Annotated in this window: 24 protein-coding genes; 13 read left to right on the top strand and 11 right to left on the bottom strand. The window is 73.1% G+C overall.

The features are described 5' to 3' along the window. Window positions 1–106: 106 nt before the first annotated feature. From ACYVLJ_RS37115 to ACYVLJ_RS37105, 3 genes are all read right to left on the bottom strand, one after another. The gene (locus tag ACYVLJ_RS37115) at window positions 107–541 is read right to left on the bottom strand and encodes a VOC family protein (protein WP_451984471.1); all 435 of its coding nucleotides are present in this window, start codon (window positions 539–541) and stop codon (window positions 107–109) included. Between the two features lie 27 nt (window positions 542–568). Beyond that, window positions 569–2,137, bottom strand: a complete 1,569-nt coding sequence (locus tag ACYVLJ_RS37110) for a DNA polymerase Y family protein (protein ID WP_460442178.1) — start codon at window positions 2,135–2,137, stop codon at window positions 569–571. Window positions 2,138–2,591: 454 nt separating this feature from the next. Next, window positions 2,592–3,269, bottom strand: coding sequence for a hypothetical protein (locus ACYVLJ_RS37105; protein WP_460442177.1), 678 nt, complete (start codon window positions 3,267–3,269; stop codon window positions 2,592–2,594). 147 nt (window positions 3,270–3,416) lie between these two features. Here ACYVLJ_RS37105 and ACYVLJ_RS37100 point away from each other — a divergent pair, with 147 nt between their 5' ends. After that, window positions 3,417–3,908 carry a MarR family winged helix-turn-helix transcriptional regulator gene (locus ACYVLJ_RS37100; RefSeq protein ID WP_451984465.1) on the top strand — a complete coding sequence of 164 codons (492 nt, stop codon included), beginning with the start codon at window positions 3,417–3,419 and terminating at the stop codon, window positions 3,906–3,908. 3 nt (window positions 3,909–3,911) lie between these two features. Here the strand turns inward: ACYVLJ_RS37100 and ACYVLJ_RS37095 are convergent, their stop codons facing one another. Next, entirely contained in the window at window positions 3,912–4,469 is a 558-nt protein-coding gene (locus ACYVLJ_RS37095; RefSeq protein ID WP_460442176.1) for a GNAT family N-acetyltransferase, read from the bottom strand. A gap of 188 nt (window positions 4,470–4,657) precedes the next feature. Here ACYVLJ_RS37095 and ACYVLJ_RS37090 point away from each other — a divergent pair, with 188 nt between their 5' ends. Next, the gene (locus ACYVLJ_RS37090) at window positions 4,658–5,866 is read left to right on the top strand and encodes a glycosyltransferase (protein ID WP_460442175.1); all 1,209 of its coding nucleotides are present in this window, start codon (window positions 4,658–4,660) and stop codon (window positions 5,864–5,866) included. A 43-nt stretch (window positions 5,867–5,909) separates the two neighbouring features. Here ACYVLJ_RS37090 and ACYVLJ_RS37085 read toward each other — a convergent pair whose 3' ends face one another. Continuing rightward, complete coding sequence (locus ACYVLJ_RS37085) at window positions 5,910–7,379, bottom strand: alpha/beta hydrolase (RefSeq protein ID WP_460442276.1); 1,470 nt, start codon at window positions 7,377–7,379, stop codon at window positions 5,910–5,912. Window positions 7,380–7,593: 214 nt separating this feature from the next. On the opposite strand from ACYVLJ_RS37085, the gene ACYVLJ_RS37080 reads away from it, so the two are divergent. The 6 genes from ACYVLJ_RS37080 (at window position 7,594) to ACYVLJ_RS37055 (ending at window position 12,125) form a co-directional block, all read left to right on the top strand. Beyond that, the gene (locus ACYVLJ_RS37080) at window positions 7,594–7,989 is read left to right on the top strand and encodes a GntR family transcriptional regulator (RefSeq protein ID WP_460442174.1); all 396 of its coding nucleotides are present in this window, start codon (window positions 7,594–7,596) and stop codon (window positions 7,987–7,989) included. Further along, complete coding sequence (locus tag ACYVLJ_RS37075; RefSeq protein WP_460442173.1) at window positions 7,986–8,867, top strand: ABC transporter ATP-binding protein; 882 nt, start codon at window positions 7,986–7,988, stop codon at window positions 8,865–8,867. Before ACYVLJ_RS37080 ends, ACYVLJ_RS37075 begins: the two co-directional genes overlap by 4 nt. Continuing rightward, complete coding sequence (locus tag ACYVLJ_RS37070; protein ID WP_460442172.1) at window positions 8,864–9,841, top strand: transporter; 978 nt, start codon at window positions 8,864–8,866, stop codon at window positions 9,839–9,841. Before ACYVLJ_RS37075 ends, ACYVLJ_RS37070 begins: the two co-directional genes overlap by 4 nt. A 21-nt stretch (window positions 9,842–9,862) precedes the next feature. Further along, on the top strand, window positions 9,863–10,678 hold the full coding sequence (locus ACYVLJ_RS37065) for an alpha/beta hydrolase (protein WP_460442171.1): 816 nt from the start codon (window positions 9,863–9,865) through the stop codon (window positions 10,676–10,678). Continuing rightward, the gene (locus tag ACYVLJ_RS37060) at window positions 10,675–11,685 is read left to right on the top strand and encodes an alpha/beta hydrolase family protein (protein WP_460442170.1); all 1,011 of its coding nucleotides are present in this window, start codon (window positions 10,675–10,677) and stop codon (window positions 11,683–11,685) included. The genes ACYVLJ_RS37065 and ACYVLJ_RS37060 overlap by 4 nt, the downstream gene beginning before the upstream one ends. A 77-nt stretch (window positions 11,686–11,762) precedes the next feature. After that, the gene (locus ACYVLJ_RS37055; protein WP_451984447.1) at window positions 11,763–12,125 is read left to right on the top strand and encodes a DUF5313 family protein; all 363 of its coding nucleotides are present in this window, start codon (window positions 11,763–11,765) and stop codon (window positions 12,123–12,125) included. Between the two features lie 37 nt (window positions 12,126–12,162). Here the strand turns inward: ACYVLJ_RS37055 and ACYVLJ_RS37050 are convergent, their stop codons facing one another. Next, window positions 12,163–12,705 (bottom strand): ferritin, encoded by a 543-nt coding sequence (locus ACYVLJ_RS37050; protein WP_460442169.1) that lies wholly within the window; start codon window positions 12,703–12,705, stop codon window positions 12,163–12,165. Window positions 12,706–12,772: 67 nt separating this feature from the next. On the opposite strand from ACYVLJ_RS37050, the gene ACYVLJ_RS37045 reads away from it, so the two are divergent. Together ACYVLJ_RS37045 and ACYVLJ_RS37040 are read left to right on the top strand one after the other, a co-directional pair. Then, on the top strand, window positions 12,773–13,522 hold the full coding sequence (locus ACYVLJ_RS37045; protein ID WP_460442275.1) for an SDR family NAD(P)-dependent oxidoreductase: 750 nt from the start codon (window positions 12,773–12,775) through the stop codon (window positions 13,520–13,522). A gap of 230 nt (window positions 13,523–13,752) precedes the next feature. Next, the gene (locus ACYVLJ_RS37040; protein ID WP_460442168.1) at window positions 13,753–14,382 is read left to right on the top strand and encodes a PaaI family thioesterase; all 630 of its coding nucleotides are present in this window, start codon (window positions 13,753–13,755) and stop codon (window positions 14,380–14,382) included. Here the strand turns inward: ACYVLJ_RS37040 and ACYVLJ_RS37035 are convergent, their stop codons facing one another. Genes ACYVLJ_RS37035 through ACYVLJ_RS37015 form a run of 5 tightly spaced genes read right to left on the bottom strand, consistent with a single transcriptional unit; the run spans window position 14,383 to window position 18,707 of the window. After that, window positions 14,383–15,141: an MHYT domain-containing protein gene (locus ACYVLJ_RS37035; protein WP_451984579.1), complete on the bottom strand. Its 759-nt coding sequence runs from the start codon at window positions 15,139–15,141 to the stop codon at window positions 14,383–14,385. A gap of 15 nt (window positions 15,142–15,156) precedes the next feature. Next, window positions 15,157–15,744 (bottom strand): GTP-binding protein, encoded by a 588-nt coding sequence (locus tag ACYVLJ_RS37030; RefSeq protein ID WP_451984441.1) that lies wholly within the window; start codon window positions 15,742–15,744, stop codon window positions 15,157–15,159. Further along, a complete protein-coding gene (locus tag ACYVLJ_RS37025; protein ID WP_451984439.1) occupies window positions 15,725–16,102 on the bottom strand; it encodes a DUF742 domain-containing protein in 378 nt (125 codons plus the stop codon). The genes ACYVLJ_RS37030 and ACYVLJ_RS37025 overlap by 20 nt, the downstream gene beginning before the upstream one ends. Continuing rightward, complete coding sequence (locus tag ACYVLJ_RS37020; protein ID WP_460442167.1) at window positions 16,099–16,533, bottom strand: roadblock/LC7 domain-containing protein; 435 nt, start codon at window positions 16,531–16,533, stop codon at window positions 16,099–16,101. The genes ACYVLJ_RS37025 and ACYVLJ_RS37020 overlap by 4 nt, the downstream gene beginning before the upstream one ends. Further along, complete coding sequence (locus ACYVLJ_RS37015; RefSeq protein WP_460442166.1) at window positions 16,530–18,707, bottom strand: HAMP domain-containing sensor histidine kinase; 2,178 nt, start codon at window positions 18,705–18,707, stop codon at window positions 16,530–16,532. The genes ACYVLJ_RS37020 and ACYVLJ_RS37015 overlap by 4 nt, the downstream gene beginning before the upstream one ends. A gap of 444 nt (window positions 18,708–19,151) precedes the next feature. Between ACYVLJ_RS37015 and ACYVLJ_RS37010 the strand changes: the two genes are divergently transcribed. The 3 genes from ACYVLJ_RS37010 to ACYVLJ_RS37000 all read left to right on the top strand — a co-directional run bounded on the left by ACYVLJ_RS37010 (window position 19,152) and on the right by ACYVLJ_RS37000 (window position 22,558). Next, window positions 19,152–20,111 (top strand): ArsR/SmtB family transcription factor, encoded by a 960-nt coding sequence (locus ACYVLJ_RS37010; RefSeq protein ID WP_460442165.1) that lies wholly within the window; start codon window positions 19,152–19,154, stop codon window positions 20,109–20,111. Window positions 20,112–20,347: 236 nt separating this feature from the next. Beyond that, entirely contained in the window at window positions 20,348–20,617 is a 270-nt protein-coding gene (locus ACYVLJ_RS37005; RefSeq protein ID WP_451984431.1) for a hypothetical protein, read from the top strand. Window positions 20,618–20,965: 348 nt separating this feature from the next. Beyond that, window positions 20,966–22,558 (top strand): ABC-F family ATP-binding cassette domain-containing protein, encoded by a 1,593-nt coding sequence (locus ACYVLJ_RS37000; protein ID WP_460442164.1) that lies wholly within the window; start codon window positions 20,966–20,968, stop codon window positions 22,556–22,558. The last annotated feature ends 22 nt before the right edge of the window (window positions 22,559–22,580 follow it).

Below are 22,580 nucleotides of genomic sequence, written 5' to 3'. Positions count from 1 at the left end.
GGTAGGTCGATCCTGTGCCGGGGAGCCCGCGGTGTCAACTGTGGACGAAGCGGAGTCGGCACCGTCACACGTCAGGGGCGCCGCGGGCCCGGGTCTTGGACGAAGGTCAGTCGAGGCAGAACTCGTTGCCCTCGATGTCCTGCATCACGATGCAGGACTCGTTGTACTCGTCGGCGAGCAGCACGTCCACGCGGCGCGCGCCGAGCGCGGTCAGGCGGTCACACTCGGCCTGGAGGGCGGCGAGGCGCTCGTCACCGACGAGCCCGGTGCCGACCCGCACGTCGAGGTGCACCCGGTTCTTGACGACCTTGCCTTCGGGGACGCGCTGGAAGTACAGCCGCGGCCCGACGCCCTCGGGATCGCCGCAGACGAACCCCGCGCCCTGGCGTTCCGGCGGCAGCGAGGCGCTGAACTCCGCCCAGCTCCCGAACCCCGCCGGCGGTGGCGGGACGACGTACCCCAGCACCTCGCACCAGAACCGGGCGACGCGCTCGGGTTCCGCGCAGTCGAACGTGACCTGTACCTGCCTGACTGTCCCCATGCGTCCACCCTAGTGCTCGGCGGCCGGTCAGTCGTACACGCCCTCGACCGTCCACTGTGGATCCGGCCCGGCGGTGACCCGGAGCAGCAGCGCGAGGTCGTCGCGCTCGCCTTCCAGCACGACCTGCACGCGGGCGGCCGGCGGCTCGCCCCGCGCGGGCAGCGGCGGGTGGACCACCCACGGCCCGGCCGAGCCGAGCACCCGGCGCACCGGGCCGCCGTCGACCGCGACCGTCGCCGGCGGGTAGCTCAGCTCGCCGCGGGGCGTGCAGCGGACGGGGTCGCCGACGGCGTCGAGCACCGCCGCCGCGGGTGGCCGGGGCGGCACGCGGGCCGGCGACGGCGGAGGCAGCCGTCCCGGCCAGGGCCGGTCCTCGACCGCGGACCGCCGCGGCTCGCCCCACGGGACCAGCCGGACGCGCTCGGCCGGCCCGCGGCCGCCGTCCAGCAGCGGCGTCACGACGGCGTCCGGGCCCAGCAGGCCCTGGATGCGCACCAGGGCGCGGGCCGCGCGCTCGGCGGCGTCGGCGTCGCGGCCCATCGAGCCGAGCTGCAACTGCAGCGCCTGCCCGCCGACGACTTCTTCGGGGTCGAGGCGCAGCCGGACGATCCCGGCGGTGGGCCGGTCGCGCTCGGTGAGCCAGCCTTCGCACTGCCAGCGGACGCGGTCGGCGGTCGAGCGGGCGGTGAGGGGCTCGGCGCAGCGCCAGACGCGCACGCGTTCTTCGCCGGCTTCGGTGACGGCGACGATGGCCAGGCGGGTGCAGGCGAGCCCGTGGCCGGCGAGACCGGCGAAGAAGCGTTCGCCGAGGGTCTTCGCGACGAAGGCGGCTTCGTCGACCCTCCTCAGCGGGTCGTCGAACTCCTCGGTGACGGCCAGGTCCGGCGGCAGGGCGCGGCGCAGGGGCGGCCGCTCGGAGAGGCCGCGGGCGAGCCGGTGGGCGAGGACGGCGTCCCGGGGGAAGCGGCCGGCGACGTCGCGTTCGGCGAGGGCGGCGAACGCGCCGAGGGTGCGCAGGCCGAGCCGCTGCAGGAGCCCGACGAGCTCACCGCGGTCGTCGCCCGGCTGGTCCAGTTCGGCGATCGAGAGCGGCGCGAGGAAGGCGTTCGTGCCGCCAAGCGGAACGAGGGCGGAGCGCCGCGCGGCGAGGGTCGCGGCGAACAGGCCGTCGGCGATCCCGACCTGGCATTCGACGCCGGCCCGCGCCGAGACCTCGTTGATGAGCAACTCGGCGAGGGCCTCTTCGCCGCCGAAGTACCCGGCGGCCCCGGCGACGGGCACGGCGACGATCCCGGGCCGCACGACCTCGACCCCGACGGCCTGGCCTTCGACGGCGGCGGCGACGGGTTCGAAGAGCCGGGCGTCGCGATCGGGATCGTGCTGGTGCACCACGAGATCCGGACACCGTGACTGCGCGTCCCGCCGCCGCATGCCGCGTTTGACACCGTCGCGGCGCGCGGCGGCGGAGCAGGCAACGACCCGGCTGGCGGAGAAGACCGCGGCGGGAGCGAGGGGCGGCGTGCCGACGGCGGCTCCCGCGGCGACGACCGGCCAGTCCGGGCACCACAGCACCAGCAGCCGTGGTGAACCGCTCATCCCGCGAGTTCGGGCGGCGCGGTCACGGACAGTTCGCTTGCGGCGCCACCACGATCGAACGCCGAAACCACGACCACCCCGGCCCGCCGCTCATCGCACGCCCCCGGCCGAACGCCGCACCACAGACGAACTCCACGACCGCGGCGGGCACCAGACCCCTCATCGCCCGCCGCCCGGCCGAACACCGCAACTTCGCCACACCACAGGCGAAACCCACAACCGCGGCGGCCACCACGCCCCTCATCGCCCACCGCCCGAGGCGCCCGGCCAAACACCGCAACTTCGCCGCACCGCAGGCAAACCCCACGACCGCGGCGAGCACCAGACCCTCATCGCCCGCCGCCCGGCCGAAGCGCCGCAGGCACCAAGCCACTCACCGCACGATCCCGCGGCGCGCGGCCGGGCGTGAACCCGCGCCACGCGGCCAATCGCTTCGGCCGCAGCGAAAACCGGCTCACCCGGCCACCTCGACGAGCCGGCGCTCCGACGATCCGCTCGTCAGCTCGCCGCCCGGCCCGGGCAGTTGCAACCGGACCGACAGCGGCCGGGCCGCCGAACCGCGGCCACGGCTCGTCGCCACCACGTCACGGGCCCGCAAGTGCCCGTAGCCGTCCGCGCTGAGGCCGTGCCAGCGGCGGCCGGAGACCCGCAGTTCCACGTCCGCTCCCGGCCACGGCCCCAGCGTCAGCAGCACCGCGCCGCGGTTGCGGACGCGGGCCGCCAGCCGCCGCGCGAGTGCGGGCTGCACGCTCACCGGGCCCAGCACCACCAGGTCGAACCCGTCCACCAGCGCCGACAGCACGGCCGTCAGCTCCGCGCCCGGGTGGGGCACCAGCGCGATCCGGTCCAGGTCGACGCCCAGCTCCGCCGCCGCGGCCAGGCCCAGCTCCGGGAGGGCCGTCACCGCCGCCCACGAGCCGTCGCGGGTTGCCGCCGCCACCAGCGCCAGGACCAGCGAGGTCGCGCCGGCCACCGCCACCGTCGTGCCGCGGCGCAGGCCGCCGCCGGGCAGGAGGCCGGCCAGGGGTGGCAGCACCGTCAGCACGTCTTGGTCCCGGCGCAGCTGCGCGGCGGTGCGGACACCCGGGATCGCCGCGAGCCCGGCCGGCGCCTCCGACGCGTCCGCCACCACCGCTCACCTCCAGCACCACGTACTCGCACCGGGCGAACCCAGGAGAAAGTCATCGAACACTTGTTCGCATAGTGCGAGACGGGAGGGCCCGCTGTCAAGCCGGGGGTCACCCCGCCGGGGCAGGCCCGTTTCCGGCACACTGGAAGGATGACCCGCACGAACCCGGGCATTGACGCCGCGAGTGTCGACTCGCTGACCGACGCCGTCCTCACCGCGTCCCGGCTGCTGGTGGCGGTGTCCGTCCGGTCGATCGCCGCGGCCGAGGGCAGCCTGACCCTGCCGCAGTTCCGGCTCCTCGTCGTGCTCCACACGCGCGGGCCGCTCAAGCACGCCACGCTCGCCGACTACCTCGGCGTCACGCCGTCGACGGCCAGCCGGATGGTCGACAGGCTGGTCGGCGGCGGGCTCGTCGACCGCCAGCACAGCCCCGTTTCCCGCCGCGAGATCGTGCTGGAGATCACCCGGGAGGGGGCCCGGATCGTCCGGCAGGTGACGACCCGGCGGCGCAAGGAGATCGCCAAGATCGTCGCGAAGATGCCGGAGGACAGCCGACAGGGGCTCGTCGACGCGCTCACCGCGTTCGCCGAAGCAGGCGGGGAACCACCCGCCGACGCGGCCCCCGAAGCCATCTGGGGCTGAACTTCAGACCACCCGGCTCACGATCCACGCGTGCGTGCCGACCTGCCGCACGCGGGTGAACCCGGACTCCTCGAACAGCTCGACGGTGGCGCTGAACAGGAACCGGCCCGCCGCCTCGCGGCCGGCCGTCACCTCCGAGATCGCCTCGACGAGCCCGCCGCCCGCCGCCGCGATCTGCGCCACCGCTCCCGCCAGCGCCGCGCGAGCGACGCCCGAACGCCGGTGCTTGCGGTCGACGAAGAAGCACGTGATCCGCCAGTCCGGCCGCGGGGGCGCGTCCTTCTCGTACTCGCGCCGGTGCTTGATGCGGGGCAGCTCGTCCGGGCCGCCGTACTGGCACCACCCCTGCGCGACGCCGTCTTCGTCGAGCACGAGGGCGGCGTGCGCGCCGCCGGTGCGGACGCGTTCTTCCTTCAGCTCCCGGCGCACCGGCCCGCGCCGGGTGCCTTCCGGGTGGAAGCCCAGGCACCAGCAGCCGCCGAAGACGCCGTTGTTGCGCTCGACGAACTCCGCGAACACGTCCCACGTCGAGGCGTCCAGCGGCCGGGTGCGGTAGGGCACGGCCGGATCCTACCGCGAACCCGGCGCGGCTCGGCCCAACCGTTCGTCACTACAAGTGTTGCTGACTGCGACAAGAAGAACTCCCGCCCCCTTCAAGGTATAGCGCACCCCCGGGCTTGCGGCAAGGCCGGGGTGGTCCCCCACAATGGCCGACCTAAGGCCACCACCAGGGAAAACGGGGGAAGTGCATGCGGGTGTTGTTGACGAGCTGGGGATCGCGCGGGGATGTCGAACCGCTCGTGGGGCTCGCCGTCGCGGTGCGGGAGCTCGGCGGGGAGGCGCTGGTGTGCGTGCCTCCCGACGACGACTTCGTGACGCTGCTGGCGCGGGCCGGGGTGACGCACGTGCCGCTGGGCCCGACGGTCCGCTCGGTCGTCGCCGGGCCGAAGCCGCCGGGCGCGGCCGAGGCGTTCAAGCTCGCGCCGGCGCTGGTCGCCGCGCGGTTCGAGACGCTGATGGCGGCGGCCGAGGGGTGTGACGCGCTGCTGGCGACCGGGCTGATGCCGGCGGGCGCGCCGGACGTCGCCGAGAAGCTGGGCCTGCCCTACGTGCTGGGGTGCTTCCACCTGCTCGGGCTGCCGTCGCGGCACTTCCCGCCGGGGCGGCGGCCGGGCACGCCGTCCTCGCCGGACGCCGACAACCGGACGCTGTGGAAGCAGGACGCCGAGCGGGTGAACGACCTGTACGGCCCGGCGGTCGACGAGCACCGGGCGGCGATCGGCCTGCCGCCGCTGGACAACGTCCGCGACTACGTCTTCACGGACCGGCCGTGGCTGGCGGCGGACCCGCTGCTGTGCCCGTCGGAAGGCATGACGGACCTCGACGTGCTGCAGACCGGCGCGTGGATCCTGCCCGACGACCGGCCGCTGCCGGACGACCTGAAGGCGTTCCTCGACGCGGGCGAGCCGCCGGTCTACGTCGGTTTCGGCAGCATGGCCGCGTATGCGCCGGAGGGCATCGCGCGGGTGGCGATCGAGGCGGTCCGCGCGCAGGGCCGCCGGATCGTGCTCGCCCGCGGCTGGGCCGGGCTGGCCGCGATCGACGACGCCGACGACTGCTTCGTCGTCGGCGAGGTCAACCAGCAGGCGCTGTTCGGCAGGGTGGCCGCGGTCGTGCACCACGGCGGCGCGGGCACGACCACGACGGCGTCCCGCTCCGGCTCGCCCCAGGTGGTCGTCCCGCGGATCGCGGACCAGCCGCTGTGGGCGGCGCGGGTCGCCGAACTCGGCATCGGCGCGGCACACCTGGACCCGACGCCGACGTTCGACTCGCTGTCCGCCGCGCTCACCACGGCGTTGGCCCCTGAAACAGCCAAACGAGCGAAGGCCGTCGCCCGGGAAATCCGTTCCGACGGCGCGATGGTGGCGGCGAAACACCTCGCCGAGCTGACCGAGTGAGCACCGGGGGCGGCACTTTCCCGGGAAAGTGCCGCCCCCGGCTTCACGCGAACGGGCTCGCGTCGATCGCGCAGGTCTTGCCGGCGGCCGGGAACGTCCCCGAGATCAGGTAGTCCCGCTTGACCTGCTCGGTGCACGTGCTCGGCACGTACATCGACGAGTGTCCGTAGCCTTCGGTCACGAACAGGCGCGCCCGCGCCAGTTCCGCGGCGCCGTCGCGGGCGCCGGGCAGCGGCGTCGACGGGTCGTAGCGGTTGTTCAGCACCAGGATCTCCGCCGACGTCGGGCGGTTCCACGGGCCGGTGTAGCGGTCGATGTCCTTGGCCTGCCAGAACGCGCAGCTCATCATGTCCAGCACCGCGATCCGGCCGAAGTACGGCACGCGCCGGTCTTCCGACTCGGCGTAGCGGCTGTAGATGGCCGGGTCGGCCGGGACATCGCTGTCACTGCACTGGATCGCGTTGAACGCCTCGGTGCGGTTCGAGGTGTACGGCTCGCCCGCCTTGGACGCCGCCGCGGTGCGGGGCGCGTCGTACAGGCGCTGCAGCAGCGACGCGATGTCCGGCCAGCCGCGCGAGTCGGACAGGTCGCCCGCCGCGTTGATGATGCCCGAGTACGTCCAGGTCTCGCCGTCGACGGTGATCGGCGCCTGCTTGGCGCGGGCGGTGATCGCGGCCCACTTCGCCTTCGGGTCGCCCGAGGAGAAGGCGCACTTCGGGCCGGCTTCCGCGCACAGGCGCAGGAACTGGCCGAACGTCTGCGAGATGCCGGTGGCGACGTCCTGGCGGGTGTCGAGCGGGACGGTCTTGCCGGTGCCGTCGTGGCCGGTGGCGTTGCCGGCGAAGTCCATCGTGCCGTCGAAGACCATCGCGCGGATGCGGTCCGGGAACAGGTTGGCGTAGGTCGCGCCGAGCTGTGTCCCGTAGGAAATGCCGTGGTAGGTCAGCTTCGCGTCACCGACCGCGCGGCGCAGGAGTTCGAGGTCCCGCGCGGTGTCGGCCGTCGAGACGTGCTCGAGGATCGGACCGGCCTCGGCCGAGCAGCGGTCGGCGAGCTCCTTCGACTTGGCGTAGAAAGCCGCGTTGCCGCTCGGGTCGCCGGGCATCTCCGGGAACGAGCCGAAGAACGACTCCTGCTCCGCGAGCGAGTCGAAGCACCGGACGGCGGTGCTGTTCCCGATCCCGCGCGGGTCCCACGAGACGACGTCGAACCGGGCGCGCAACTGGTCGGAGAACAGCCACGGCCACTTGCCGCGCTCACGCAGCCGCTGCAGGCCGGACGCGCCGGGCCCGCCGAAGTTGACGAACAGGGTGCCGATCCTGTGCGCGGGATCGGTGGCCGGCAGCTTGATGAGCGCGAGGGCGATCTTCGCGCCGGCGGGCCGGTCGTAGTCCAGCGGCACGGCCGCGGTGGCGCACCGGAAGCCGTCCTGGCAGTCGGACCAGCTCAGTTCGGGTGCCGGGACGCTGTCGGCCGAAGCCGACGCGACGGCCGGCCCGGCCACGACGGCCATCGACGCCCCGAGTGCGACGACCAGCGCACGAACTCCCCCAGTAAGACGACGCACGAACAGTCCTTTCGACGAAGGAAAACGATCACCCCGGCAGACGCCGGACGGCCGCCGAGGTTCCACCGGCTGTTCGCGAAAAGTCCCGGGCAGGTTCCCACTGGTGCCCACTTGGGCCACTTAGCTATAGTACTAGGCAACTAGTTAAATGGAGTTGCCGATGATCGAGTTCACGCTCGACGCCCGGTCCGGGCTGTCGCCGTACCAGCAGCTGGTGCAGCAGGTGCGGCACGCCCTCCGGCTGGGCCTGCTCGAAGTGGGAGACCAGCTCCCGAAGGTCAAGGACGTGGTCGCGGACCTCGCGATCAACCCGAACACCGTGCTGAAGGCCTATCGCGAGCTGGAGCACGACGGGCTCGTCTCGGCCCGCCCCGGCGTCGGCACGTTCGTGACCGCGACGCTCAACGGCGCGGCGTCGTTCGCCGTGCTCGGGCCGCTGCGCCAGGACCTGCGCCGCTGGTTGGCGAAAGCCCGCAAGGCCGGTCTCGACGAGGAGAGCATCGAGGCCCTGCTGATGTCCACGTTTCGCGACGCCGCCAGAGAGGACATAGCGTGACCGTCCTGCGTGCCCGGGGACTGGGCAAGAAGTACCGGCGCAAGTGGGCGTTGACCGGCTGCACCCTGGAGATCGAAGCCGGCCACGTCACCGGGCTCGTCGGCCCCAACGGCGCCGGCAAGTCGACCCTGCTCGACCTCGCCTCCGGCATGCTGGAGCCGACGACCGGCAGCATCGAGGTCTGCGGCGGGATTCCCGGCAGTGGCCCGGAGCAGCTCGCGAAGGTCGGGTACGTCGCGCAGAGCACGCCCGTCTACTCCGGACTGTCCATCGAGGAGCACTTGCGGCTCGGCGCGCACCTCAACCCGCGCTGGGACAGCACGCTCGCCGAGAAACGGATCGAACGGCTCGGGCTCGACCCGAAGCAGCACGCCGGGAAGCTCTCCGGCGGGCAGCGCGCGCAGCTCGCGCTCACCCTCGGCATCGCCAAGCGGGCCGAGCTGCTGCTGCTCGACGAGCCGGTCGCCGCGCTGGACCCGTTGGCCCGCCGGGAGTTCCTCCAGGACCTGATGGCGGCCGTCGCCGAGCACGGGCTGTCCGTCGTGATGTCGTCGCACCTGGTCAACGACCTCGAGCGCGTCTGCGACCACCTCGTCGTGCTGGTCGACTCGCAGGTCCGCGTGCTCGGCGACGTCGAAGACCTGCTGGCCACGCACCACCGGCTGACCGGCGCGCGCCGTGACCTCGACTCGCTGCCGGCGGACCAGCACGTCGTGTCGGCGAAGCACACCGACCGCCAGACCACCGTGCTCGTCCGCACCGAGGCGCCGATCCTCGACCCCGCCTGGACCGTCGGGCAGATCGGCCTGGAAGACCTGGTCCTCGAGTACATGAGCAACCCAGCCGCCGCCCGTCCCGCCCTGGAGGTCCTGAGATGACCTGGCTCACCTGGCGCCAGTTCCGCATTCCCGCGTTGTCCGTGTTCGCGGCGCTGATCGTGATCGGCGTCGTCCTCGCGATCACCGGGCCGGAACTGGTCGGGCGCACCAGCTTCTCCGACCAGGACGTCCTCTTCAGCGGGACGATCCTGGTGCTGTACCTGCTGCCCGCGGTGATCGGCGTGTTCTGGGGCGTCCCGATGATCACCCGCGAGCTGGAGTCCGGCACGCACAGCCTCGTCTGGAACCAGACCGTCACGCGCAAGCGGTGGCTCACCACCAAGCTCGGGTTCGGCCTGCTCGTCGCGATGGTCGCGGGCGCGCTGCTGAGCATCGCGGTGTCGTGGTGGGCGAGCCCGATCGACGCGCTCGCGGCGCGGCAGACCGACCGCGGGATGCTCTCGCGCATCGCGCCGGTGGTGTTCGGTGCGCGCGGCATCGTCCCGATCGGCTACGCGGCCTTCGCGCTCGTCCTCGGCGTCGCGGTCGGGATGCTGCTGAAGCGGACGGTGGCCGCGATGGCCGTCACGCTCGTCGCGCTCGTCGCCGTGCTGCTCGTCGTGCCGAACTTCGTGCGGCCGTACCTGCTGCCGCCGCAGCGGCTGACGGTGGCGATCGGCGACAACATCACGAACATCACCGGCAACCCGTCCGGCGTGCAGGAGATCGGCGTGCGCACCCCGGCCGGCGCGTGGGTGCTGGCGAACGAAACCGTCGACCCCGCCGGGAACGTGGCCGACCCGCTGCCGGACTTCGTGCGGAACTGCGTGCCGCCGCCGGGCGGTCCCATGCCGGAGCGCGGCCCCGCCGAACGGTGCATCGCGCAGCTGAGCGCCCACGGCTACCAGCAGCGCCTGACCTACCAGCCCGGCTCGCGGTTCTGGCCGCTGCAGTGGCTCGAACTCGCGCTCTACCTCGCCATGACGGCCCTGCTCACCTGGTTCTGCTTCCGGCGCGTCCGCCACCTGTCCTGACCCGATTCCACTGGGGGAATCATGCGCACTCTCGCGGTAGCCACCGCCTTGCCCCTCACGCTGACCGCGTCGCCCGCTTCGGCGAGCACGACGCCATCCCTGCCCCGCCCGACCGGCCACGAGCCCGTCGGCGTCACCGCACTGTCCCTCAAGGACACTTCGCGGCCCGATCCCTGGGTGCCGACGGTGCCCTACCGGGAGCTGATGGTCTCCGTCTTCTACCCGGCGGCCTCGGCGCACGGGCCGGCCAAGCAGTACATGACCCCGCTCGAGTCCGAACGCAACCTCGGCCGGGAGAACATCCCCGGGCTGCCACCGGACGTCCCGAGCACGGTCCGGACGAACGCCGTCGTCGTCGACGACCAGCCCGGGTTCGGGGAGAAGCTCGCGCAGGTCCGCTCGAAGGACACGTCGTTCGTGCTCGACTCGCTGGAGCACAGCAGGTGGGGCACGCTGATCGACCCGCGGCGCATCGGCATGACCGGGCACTCCGCGGGCGGCGCGATCACCACGCAGGCCATGCCGGCCGACCGCCGGATCCGCGCGGGCGCCGACTACACGCCCGGGCAGCCCGGCCCTTACGGCGACTGGGAAACCGACTGGACGCACCTGACCGGGTGGAAGCGCCGGCTCATGGTTCCGGGCACGGTGCACAGCTCGTTCACCGACCTCGGCGTACTCGCGGCTCAGCTGGGCGTCGACATCGGCGCCTGCCGCGCGCTGGCCGTCACGCGGAACCACGTAGGCGCTTTCTTCGACCAGAACCTGCGCTGCCGCCCGCAACCGCTGCTCGCCGCACCCTCGCCCGCCTACCCGGAAGTGACGTTCATCGGATGACGACGTCGGCGCCCTCCCTGCCCGCGCCGACCGGGGACCACCCGGTGGGCAGCACGCCGGTGCACCTGAAGAACCCCTCGCGACCCGACCCGTGGGTGCCGTCGGTGCCCTGCCGCGAGCTGATGGTGTCGCTGTTCTACCCGGCGGAGTCTTCGCGCGGGCCGAAGACGCAGTACCTGACCGCGGCCGAATCGGCCGCGCTGCTGCAGGACAGCGGCCTGGACGTGCCGCCGGACCTGCTCGCGCGGATGGTGACGAACTCCGTGGCCGACGCGCGGCCGGCGGGGTCGCACCTGCCGCTCGTGGTGCTGTCGCCCGGCTACACCAAGCCGCGCGCGACGCTCACCGCGCTGGCCGAGGACCTGGCGAGCCACGGGTACGCCGTCGCGGCCGTCGGGCACACCTACGAGAACGCCGGCCAGAGCTTCCCCGACGGGCGGTTCGCGGGGTGCGCGTCCCGCGAGGTGCCGCACGACCTGGCGTTCTGGCGGAAGCTGGAGCGGGGCCGGGCCGCCGACGTGTCGTTCGTGCTGGACGCGCTGACGCGGTCGCCGCTGGTCGACGCGTCGCGGATCGGCATGGCGGGGCATTCGGTCGGCGGCGCGAGCACACTGCCGAGCATGGTCGCCGACGCGCGGATCAAGGCCGGGACGGACATCGACGGCACGCCCCACGTCGGCCTGACCCCGCCCGGGCTGGCGCGGCCGTTCATGTTCCTGGGCCACCAGCTCGCGGGCGCGCCGGACGAGTCGTGGGAACGGGACTGGGCACAGCTGACGGGCTGGAAGCGCTGGGCCGAGGTGGCGGGCGCGCGGCACGCGTCGTTCACGGACGTGGGCCTGGCCGGCGACGAGCTGGGCGTCGGCTTCGGCGCCACGACGTCCGCCGTGCGGACGCAGGAGATCACGCGGACGTACGTGACCGCGTTCTTCGACCGGCACCTGCGGGGCGAGCCACGGCCGGTGCTCGACGAGCCGGCGTACCCGGAAGTCTCGTTCCGCCCCTGAGCGTGGCGGAAGCGGCAGTGCTGGGGGTTGCCGCTTCCGCCCGCATGACCCCGCTCCGGCGTGGGTACCCGCCAAGCATGCTTCGGCCCAACCCGATGCAGTGGCTCGGTTACGTCTACGGCCGCCGGCTGCCGGACGCCTACCGGGAATGGGTGCTGCACGACGCGACCGCGAAGACGTGGGTGCTCCGGTTCGCCTTCCGGATCGTCGTGGAGGCTTTGCCGTGGCTGATCGCGGCGTTCGTGCTGGCGACGCTCTTCACGCCACTCCCGACGAGCGCGGTCATCGCGGCGTTGGTGCTGAGCCTCGGCCTCAGCCTGTTCTTCACGCTGACCAGCGCGGACGAGCTGGCCGAAGTCCGCCTGACCAAGCACGGCTTCCCCCGCGGCACGGGCAAGGAGATCCGCCGCCGCCGGACGGGCTCCGGTTCGTGGCCGTGAGCCCGTCCTCGCGCTCGGGTTCCGGGCGCGGCAGCCGTCAGAGCTTGCCGCCCGCGACCGGGGGCATGTCCGGCGCGTCCTCGACGGCCGTGGCGGCCTCGCGGTACAGGTGGCTCTCGACCTCGAAGAGGTTGTCCGCGGCCCGCTCGACGACCGTCAGCAGGGTCGTCATCTGGGCGACCTCCTCCACCTGCTCGCGGAGGAACCAGGCCACGAACTGCTCGCCGAGGTAGTCCTCTTCGGCGCGCGCGGCCTTGGCCATCGCCTCGATGTCGGCCGTGACGGACCGCTCCTGCTCCAGGGCCAGCGCGATCGCTTCGTGCACGCTCGAGAAGTCGTTCCGGACGTCGCCGCTGCCCGGGATGGCCACCGGCTGGCTCCGGTCGAGCAGGTACCGGACCATCGCCAGCGCGTGGTTGCGCTCTTCGACCGACTGCCGGTAGAAGCGTTTCGCCAGCCTCGGCAGGTCGCGCGCGTCGAACCAGGCGGCGAGGGCGATGTACTGCTGCGCGGCGGTGAACTCGTGCCGGATCTGCGCCCGCAGGAGCTCGGCGAACTTCGAACGCTGGGTGTCGGCCATGCCCACAACCTACGACGTGGGCGGCCACGCGATCTACGATCGGCGCGTGACGAGTCCCCGAACGGCCCTGCCCGACCTGTCCGGCACGGTCGTCTGCGTCACCGGCGCCGCCGGCACGATCGGCCGCGGGATCGCGCTGCGGTTCGCTGAAGCGGGCAGCGCGGTCGCCGTCCACCACCGCCGCCCCGGCGCCGCCGACGACCTCGTCGCGGCGCTCGAAGCCACGGGCGGCCGGGCCCGCGCGTTCGCCGCCGAACTGACCGACGACACCGCCTGCCACGCGCTGCTGGCCGCCGTCGCGGACTGGGGCGGCCGGCTCGACGCGCTGGTCAACAACGCCGGCGCCCAGCCGGCCGAGGCCCTCGCGGACCTGCCCGTCGACCGCTGGCGGGCGATGCTGGACGCCACGCTGACCAGCGCGTTCTCCTGCACCCAGGCGGCGGCCGGGCTGATGGGCGACGGCGGCAGCGTCACGCACATCGCGTCGATCGAGGCCCGGCACCCCGCGCCCGGGCACGCGCACTACGGCGCGGCCAAGGCGGCGCTGGTGATGCACGCGCGGGGCGCCGCGCAGGAGTACGGGCCGCGCGGCATCCGCGTGAACACCGTGTCGCCCGGGCTGATCGAGCGTCCCGGCATCGCCGGCCAGTGGCCCGAGGGCGTCGAACGCTGGCAGCGCGCGGCCCCGCTGCGCCGGCTGGGGACGCCCGCCGACGTCGGCAACGCGTGCGTGTTCCTGGCCTCGCCGCTGGCTTCCTGGATCACCGGGCACGACCTGGTGGTCGACGGCGGAGTCACGGCACGCCCGACCTGGTGACGGACGCGGCGTGCGCCGCGGGGCATCACACGTGCGCCGCGGGGCATCAGCCGTGATTGGCGGGGCATCACGTCGATGCCCGCCCCATCACGCGTGATGCCCCGCCAATCACGCGTGATGCCCCGCCAATCACGTGTGATGCCCCCACGGCACCGGCGCACGGGCGGTGGGAGGCGCCCGGTCACTGCTAGAGTGGAACACGTTCTAGTTCCGCGGCCCCGGGGAGCGCGATGTCCGAAACCCAGGCGTTCCCGGTCGTCGACGGCGTGCCGCCCGGACGCGCCCTGCTCGGGCAGCGGATCCGGGAGCTGATCGACGCCTCGGTGTGCGTGACCGGCGACGCCGACCTGATCGCCGCGGCGCGGCGGATCGAGGACGTCACCAAGGCCCTGCGCGCCGAGGGCGGCTCGCCGCCGCTGCTGCTGGCCGCGCTCGAGGGCGGTGGTCACCTGAGCATCAACAACCCCCTGGAAGGGCCCGGGAACCCGCTGGCACCGCCGTTGTCCTGGGTGCACGTCGGGCCGGCCGTGGTCCGCGCCGAAGTGCTCCTCGGCCCGGCGCACGAGGGTCCGCCGGGCCGGGTGCACGGCGGCTGGGTGGCGGCCGTGCTGGACCACGTCCTGGGCCGCGCGACCGCCGCGGCCGGCTTCCCGGGCATGACGGCGTCCCTGACCGTCGACTACCTCCGCGGCACGCCGTACGCCGTGCCGCTGACCGCCGAGGCCCGGCTCGAACGCCGGGACGGCCGGAAGCTCCACGCGACCGGGGTGCTCAAGGCGGGCGACGAGGTCTGCGCGACGGCGAAGGCGATCCTGGTGCACTTCGGCGCCGGCCGGTTCCCGGTGTCCACTTCGGACTGATCAGGACGACACCGTCGTGCGCCGCGGGGCCTCCGCGCCCGAGGACACCATCAGCACCGCGCAGATCGGCACCGCCAGTGCGAGTGCCGCCAGCACGAACACCGGGAACAGGAACGAGAACACCTCCGTGCCCGACGGGTCCGGGGCCGCCGGGTCCAGGTGCAGGCGGACCGCCGCCATGCCCGTGTAGTGCATGCCCGTGACCGCCGCCGCCATCACCAGGCCCGCCGCCAGGCGGGGCAGGAGCTTGTCCAGCCCGACGGTGAACCACAGCGCCGCCGTCGCCGCGACCACCGCGATCACCACCGACAGCACCACCAGCCCCGGGTCGTAGCCGATCGTGCCCTTGACCTGCACCGCCCACATCCCCGTGTAGTGCATGACGTTCACGGCCAGCCCGGTCAGCAGCCCGCCCAGCAGCAGCCGCTTCCAGGCGAACCGGTTGCGCACGCCGAACACCAGCAGGCCGCAGAACACCGCCACCACCGAAAGCGCCGCGGACAGCGCCGTGCGCAGGACGTCGTAGCGCACCGGCAGCCCCGGCGTCGAAAACCCGAGCATCGCGATGAAGTGCATGACCCAGATGCCGACGCCGCCGATCGACAGGGCCGCGAGCGCGAGCCAGCCCAGCCGCTTCCGCGCGTGGTCGGTGGAGCGGGCCTGCAGCGTGCAGGCGAGCCCGAGGGCGCAGCCCACCGCCGAGGTCAGGTAAGCGAGCACCACGAGCCAGTGGCCCATGGCGAAGTCGTCGTGATCCATCCGCATCCGGTGCTCCTAGGCGTTCCGCCGCCGCGGCGAGTGCAGCTCCGCGAGCGCGTGCTCGGCGGCGGCGATGAGGGTCCGTTTCGTCGATTCCGGCGAGCGCGCGTCGCAGGTGATCACCTGGACGGCCGCCGGGATCCGGAGGGCTTCGCGCACCTGCTCCGGGGGGTGCTGGTGGCTGTCCTCGAACTGGTTGACGGCCACCAGGAACGGCAGGCCGCGCGATTCGAAGAAGTCGATCGCGGCGAAGCAGTCCGCCAGCCGGCGCGTGTCGACCAGCACGATCGCCGCGACCGCCCCGCAGACGAGGTCGTCCCACATGAACCAGAACCGGTGCTGGCCCGGCGTACCGAACACGTAGAGCACCAGGTCCTCGGCCAGGGTCAGCCGGCCGAAGTCCATCGCGACCGTCGTGGCGAACTTCCCCGGCACCGCTTCGGTCCGGTCGATGCCGACACCCGCGACCGTCATCACGGCTTCGGTGCGCAGCGGGTCGATCTCGGAGACGGCGCCGACGAAGGTCGTCTTGCCGGCCCCGAACCCGCCGGCCACCACGATCTTGGCCGAGGTGATCCGCTTGTCAGAGTGCACGTAGTCCACTGAGGACCCTTTCGAGCAGGTCGTTCCGTTCGTCGTGGGAGGCGTCCGCGGCGAGGGTTTCGCGGATCGCCACCTGGCCGGCGATCAGCAGATCGCCGATGAGCACCCTGGCCACGCCCAGCGGCACGCCCAGGTGCGCCGCGACCTCCGCCACCGAGCGCTGCCGCAGGCACAGCTGCGTGACGGCCGCCAGCGGGTTCGTCGGGCTGTAGGTCGCGGTCCGGCCCTCGGGCGTGGTCTCGACGAGGGCTTCCACCGCCAGCTCGACCGGCGGCCGGGTGCGGCCGGCGGTCCACGAATACGGGCGGGCCAACGACGCCGCGTGCCGCCCGCCCTCGCGTCGCCGGCCTTCGGTCACCGGCTCGCCCCCGGCGCGGCCGCGGGCCGGGCGGCCGTGTCGACCATCTTGCCGAAGCGGTCGACGAGCAGCGTCATCTCGTAGCCGACGAGCCCGATGTCGCAGCCCGGGTTGGCCAGCACCACCAGGTTCGAGCCGTCGCCGACGTTCATCAGCAGCAGGAAGCCCTGCTCCATCTCGATGACCGACTGCACGACCCGGCCCGCGGTGAACAGGTCGGCGGTGCCGAGGGCGAGGCTCGCGAGCCCCGACGCGATCGCCGAGAGCTGGTCGGCCCGATCGCGCGGCAGCAGGTCGTTCGCCGCCACGAGCAGGCCGTCCGCCGAGACGAGCGCGGCGTGCGCGACGCCGGGCACCTCCTGCGTGAACGCCGACACCAGCCAGTTCCGGGACTGGTCGACCACTTCCGCTCCTTCCTGCCGGATCTTCATGACTGGCCCTTCGGGTCGGTCGCGACGCGGTGGCGGGCCGCGCGCATCCCGCTGTAGTGCCGGGCGAGGTTGTTCCGCACCGCGGCGGGATCCCGGAACGACGGGTCGGCGGGCTGCTGCGGCTGCGTGCGCGGCGTGACCGAGCCCGGGGCGAGCTGGGCGCCCGGCTGCCGCGCGGGCAGGCCCGATTCGGTGAACTCGATGCCGTCCAAGGTCCCGACCGCGGCTTCGGCGGCCTGCCGGACCTCGTCGGTCGGAGTCGCCCACGCACCGGGCTTCGCCGGTTTCGCGGTGGCGGTGCCGGCGAACCAGTGCGAGAGCGTCTGGTCGAAGATCGGTGTCGGCGGCTGCTCGACCACGACCGGACCGGGCTCCTCGACGGGCCACCGGGGTTCCTGCTCGTGCCGGGCCGTCCCGTTCACCGCCGGGGGCAGCGCGAGCGGCCGCGGCGGCAGGTCGACCTGCACCAGCACGCCGGGGACGTGCACGCTGGCGGTGACGCCGGCCGTCACGGTCGTGGGCCGCAGCCGCACGGTGATCCCGTGCGACGCGGCGAGCCTGCTCACCACGAACAAACCCATCCTGCGGGTGGTCTCCGGGCTCACCGTGGCGCCCGCGGCCAGCCGCGCGTTCGCCGCTTCGAGGTCTTCGCGGGTCATGCCGAGCCCGACGTCGACGACCTCGACCAGCACGCCGCCGTCGGAGCCGCGGTCGGCGGTGAGCACGACCTGCTCGTCCGGCGGCGACGACCGGATGGCGTTCTCCAGCAGCTCGGCGAGGATGTGCACGACGTCGGCCGCGGCTTCGGACTTCACCGACCCGCGCGGCGCGTTGCCGAGCGTGATCCGCTGGTAGTCCTTGACCTCCGACGTCGCCGCGCGCAGCAGCTCGACCGTCGCGACCGGCCCGACGTCGCGGCGCACCGGGCGCCCGCCCGCGAGGACCTGCAGGTTTTCGCCGTTGCGCCGCAGCCGGGTCGCGATGTGGTCGATCTGGAACAGCTCCGCCAGCCGCTGCGGGTCCTGCTCGTCGGTTTCGAGGTCTTCGATCACCGACAGCTGCAGCTCCACCAGGGACTGGCTGCGGCGCGAGAGCGTCATGAACATCTCGCTGACCTGGATCCGCATCTCGGCCTGCTCGCCGACGGCCAGCCGCACCGCCTGCCGGTGCATGTCGTCGAAGGCGCGGGCCAGCTCGCCGATCTCCTCGTCGGAGCCGACCGGGAGGGGCTCGGTCGCCTGCCAGTCGACGTCCTCGCCGCCCCGGATCCGTTCGAGGGTGGCGGGGAGCCGGGTGCGCGCCGCGTCGAGGGCGGCGACCCGCAGCCGCCGGATCGGGGCGACCACCGAGCGGGCGACGGCGAGCGCGACGGCGAGGGCCCCGAGCAGCGCCGCGATCACCAGCGCGGCGTCGCGCAGCGCGGCGGACCGGCCCGTGTTGGTCAGCTCGTCGACCGCGTCCGAGAGCGTCTTCACCTGCTCCGACAGGACGGTCCCGAGGGCCGTGCGCCGCGCCGCGGGCCCGCCGGCGCCGGGGATGGTCGCGGCGGCGAACCGCGCGGCCACCGCACCGGCGGGCAGCGCGCGGCGGACCTGCCCGGCGAGGACGGCTTCTTCGGCGACGGCGGCCGGGGGGCCGGACGGCAGTTCCTGCCCGGCGAGCGCGGCCCTCAACTGCATCAATGCCTTCGTGATATCGGCCGAAGCGTTGAGACCGGTATTCCCGGCCTGTCCGACCACGGCCGGAACCAGTTCGCTCAGTTCGACGACGAAGTCGTGGTAGGCGATGGTTTTCGTGGTACCCGGCTGCCGCAGTCCGGTCAATTTCCCCAATTGATCTTCCAGTGTGCGCGAAAGCTCCGGGCTGAGCTGCGCGAATTCGGCGGCGCGGCGGATCGCGGTGGCTTTCGCGTCGACCGCGGCGGTCTGCGCGGCCCCGCCGTCGTGGACCAGCTCGTCGTCGACGAGGCCGCCGAGCTCGGCGATCCCTTGCACGACAGGCATTTGGTCGCGCACGCCGGACAGCGCGCCCGCCTGGGCGAGCTCGCCCTGCACGCGTCCGCCGGCCAGCAGCAGCGCGACCAGGACCGGCAGGAACAGCACGACGGAGATCTTGGTGCGCAGCCGCCAGGTGCCCGGATTCCAGGGCGGAGCGGAACGACGATCTTCTTTCATCGGTGGCGTGACTCGATTCGACCGGTGACCCGAGAAGTGTTTCTGGTTCCTTTTCGCGGAATTCAGACCGGAGACATAACTCTGACGGCGGCCGGGCTGTCAAGGAATGCCCGTCGTTTCCCCCGTACGCACCAGCTACACAGGGTGAGATTCGACAGCGCGGCTTTTTACCCTCGCGGAGGGTGAAGAACAGCTCAGGAGCACGCGCGATTCCGGCGGGAGTCCGTGAATTTCCGCCCGTGGCCGGGCCGACCCCCAGCCGGCCCGCACCCGGCACGCGGCATCCGTCCGCGGCCGTGCGGGGATGAACGTGCCAGCGACCCGCGAACGGCGTCAACCCGGCGTTGTGACGTTTCGCGCGTGCTCGAAACGTCACAGCTCACAGGGCGGCGGGACCCCGCGTCACCAGCGGCTATCCTCAGCCGCGGAAGGAGCGGTGCGTCGATGCTGAAGATCCACTTCACGGATGCGGACCTGGCGAAGGTGACCATCACCGGGGACGCCGATCCGATGTGGGAGCTGCTGATGAGCAGCTACCGGATCCGGCGTCCCGAGGGCGAGCCGTTCTTCGGCCGGTGGCGGAAGGGGTCACGCTCCGCGGTCCCCGAGTCGGGCCGGCTGCTGATGTCCGCCGTCCCGCCGTACGGCTACTGCCCGGACTTCCTCACCCCGGCCGGGCACGCCACGATCGGCGACGGCGTCGCCGCGCTGCTCGAAACCCCGCCGACGTCGCTGGCCGCCGACATCGCCGAGCTGGCGGCGCAGGGCACGCGCGTCCCACCGTGGCTGCGCCGCCTGGCCGGCGGCGAGTCCCGTGAACTGCACCGGCTCGGCACGGCCTTCCACGACTACTACGCCCGGTGCCTGGCCCCGGACTGGCCGACGGTCCGCCGCGCGGTCGCCCGCGACCGCCGCCGCCTGCAGTCGAGCCTGGACCGCGGCGGCCCCCAGCTGCTGCTTTCGACGTTGCACCCGGACGTCACGTGGTCGCCGCCGGTGCTGAAGGTCCGCTTCCCGATCGACCAGGAGCTGCACCTGGACGGCCGGGGCCTCCGCCTGATCCCGACGTTCTTCGCCCACGGCATGCCGACGACGTACAAGGACCCGGGCCTGCCGCCGGTGCTGGTGTACTCGATCAGCCACACGCGCTTCGACAGCGACGCCGAGCCGGGCCCGTCACTGGCGGCGCTGCTCGGCCAGACGCGGGCCCGGGTGCTGATGACGGTGGCGATCACCCGTTGCAACACGAGCGAGCTGGCGGAGCTGACCGGCGTCTCCCTGGCGACGGCCAGCCAGCACGCATCGGTGCTGCGGGCCGGCGGCCTGATCACGAGCACCCGGTCCGGGAAGTCCCAGATCCACGAGATCACGCCCCTGGGCCTGGGCGTCCTCCGCGCCAGCTGACCGCGACAGCGCGGCGCGCCGGGAGCCCGGCGACACCGGCACGGCCCTGCTCGGCCGGGTGTTGCCCCGGTGAGCGGGGATCGTGTTAGCCTGTCGCCGTGCAGCGCCCGATGACGTCCTCGCGACTCGTAACCCGGCGCGCCGGCTGAACCCAGGTCGCCGGCGCGCGGCGTCGACGATCGCATTTTCTCGGGACCTGGCCCCGATCTCATCCCTTCTTTCGCAGGAGATCAGCCATGTCCACCTCCTTCGCCATTCCCTCCGCCCGCTCGGCCATGCTGCTGCGCCGGCGGATCGCGACCTACTTCACCGGCGGTGCCGAGCAGATCCCGGCGCTGGTCCACGCGCTGGCGGGGCACCTGGTCCACGAGCTGTCCGTCGACATCAAGGACGGCGTCCGCGAGAGCAGCATGGTCTGCGCCGTCCTGCTGGCCGCGGACGAGACCGAGCCGCTGCTCGACCGGCTTCGCGAGCTGGAGTCGGTCGTCTCGGCCGAGCTGGCGTAGCCCACGCTCGACACGGCCGGGAAAGGCACTCGGCAGACGTATTCCGGGCCGCAAATGACTTGTCCCCGGCCGTGCTTCGACGGCCCCGGAACCCGGTGCCGAGAAGCCGGACGTGCGAGGCACGCGGGTGGCTCCCCGCCGCGACCACGCGGCGCGCTGCGCCGGGTGCTGGAGGCGGTGCGCACGGCCCTGCTATCTTCGCAGTGAAGATCGCTTTCGAGGAGACCAGTCGTGGCAGGTGACGTCGACATCTCCGGGTAGCCCCGGAGTGCGCAGGCCCCCGGCAGTGCCGGTGCGGGCCGCCTTCGACGTCCACTTTTCCCTTCGCACCACACCGAGGTCTTCGCCGTGTCCGAAATCGTGCTGTCCGGCCTGTCCTTCTCCTGGCCGGACGACACCCCCGTCTTCGACCACCTTTCCGCCACCTTCCCGAACGGCCGCACCGGGCTCGTCGCGCCCAACGGGTCCGGCAAGACGACGCTGCTGAAGCTCGTCGCCGGCGTGCTCCGGCCGGCCTCGGGCAGCGTCGCCGTCGACGGCGTCCTGGGCTACCTGCCGCAGGACCTGCCGCTGAGCGGCGAGCCGTCCGTCGCCGAAGTCCTCGGGGTCGCCCCGGTCCTGGCGGCCATCGCGGCCGTCGAATCCGGCGACGCCGACGAAGCGCACTTCACCACCATCGGCACCGACTGGGACGTCGAAGAGCGCACCCGCGCCCAGCTGGACCGGCTCGGCCTCGACGTCACGCTCGACCGTTCGCTGAGCACCCTCAGCGGCGGCCAGATCGTGTCGCTGGGGCTGGCCGCGCGGCTGCTCGAACGACCAGACGTGCTGCTGCTGGACGAACCCACCAACAACCTCGACCTCGCCGCCCGGCACCGGCTGTACTCGGTGCTCGACGACTGGCCCGGCTGCCTCGTCGTGGTCAGCCACGACCGCGCGCTGCTCGACCGGATGGACCGGATCGCCGAGCTCGACCGCGGCGAGATCCGGTTCCACGGCGGGAACTTCACGTCCTACGAGGAGGCCGTCCAGTCCGCCCGGGAAGTCGCGGAGAAGAACGTCCGCAGCGCCGAACAGGAAGTCAAGCGCGAGAAGCGGGAGATGCAACAGGCTCGCGAGCGCGCCGCTCGCCGCGCGAGCACGGCGGCACGCACCCTCGGCAACGCCGGGCTGCCCAAGATCTTCGCCGGCACCATGAAACGCAACGCCCAGGAGTCGGCGGCCAAGGCGGACGGCACGCACGCGGCCCGCGTCGGCGCCGCGAAGGCCAAGCTCGACCAGGCCGAACGGGCGCGCCGGGACGAGCAGAAGATCAGCCTCGAACTGCCGCAGACGGAGGTCCCGGCGGGCCGCACGCTCTTCGCCGGCGAAGGCCTGCGCGTGCGCGGCCTCTTCCCCGGCGGCGTCGACCTGGCGATCCGCGGCCCCGAGCGGATCGCGCTCACCGGGCCCAACGGCGCCGGGAAGTCCACGCTGCTGCGGGTGATCCACGGCGACCTCGCCCCCGACAGCGGGGCCGTGTCGCGGGCCGACGGGCGGATCGCGTTCCTCTCCCAGCGTCTCGACCTCCTGGACGACGACCGCACGGTCGCCGAGAACCTGGCGGCGGCGGCTCCGGCGCTGCCGCCCGCGCAGCGCATGAACCTGTTGGCGCGCTTCCTCTTCCGCGGTTCCCGGGCGCACCTGCCGGCCGGTGCCCTGTCCGGCGGGGAACGGCTGCGCGCGACGCTGGCCTGCGTCCTGTTCGCCGAACCCGCGCCGCAGCTGCTGTTGCTGGACGAGCCGACGAACAACCTCGACCTCGTCAGCGCGGGACAGCTGGAGAGCGCGCTGACGGCGTACCGCGGCGCGTTCGTCGTCGTGAGCCACGACGAACGGTTCCTCGAACGCATCGGCGTCGACCGGTGGCTGCGGCTGGAAAACGGTGACGTACACGGGTGACGTCGGGCGACGGTCGCCGCGG

The sequence above is a fragment of the Amycolatopsis stemonae genome (assembly GCF_054781455.1).
The sequence above is the reverse complement of the archived record's forward strand: the minus strand, read 5'-3'. Positions and strand labels throughout refer to the sequence as shown.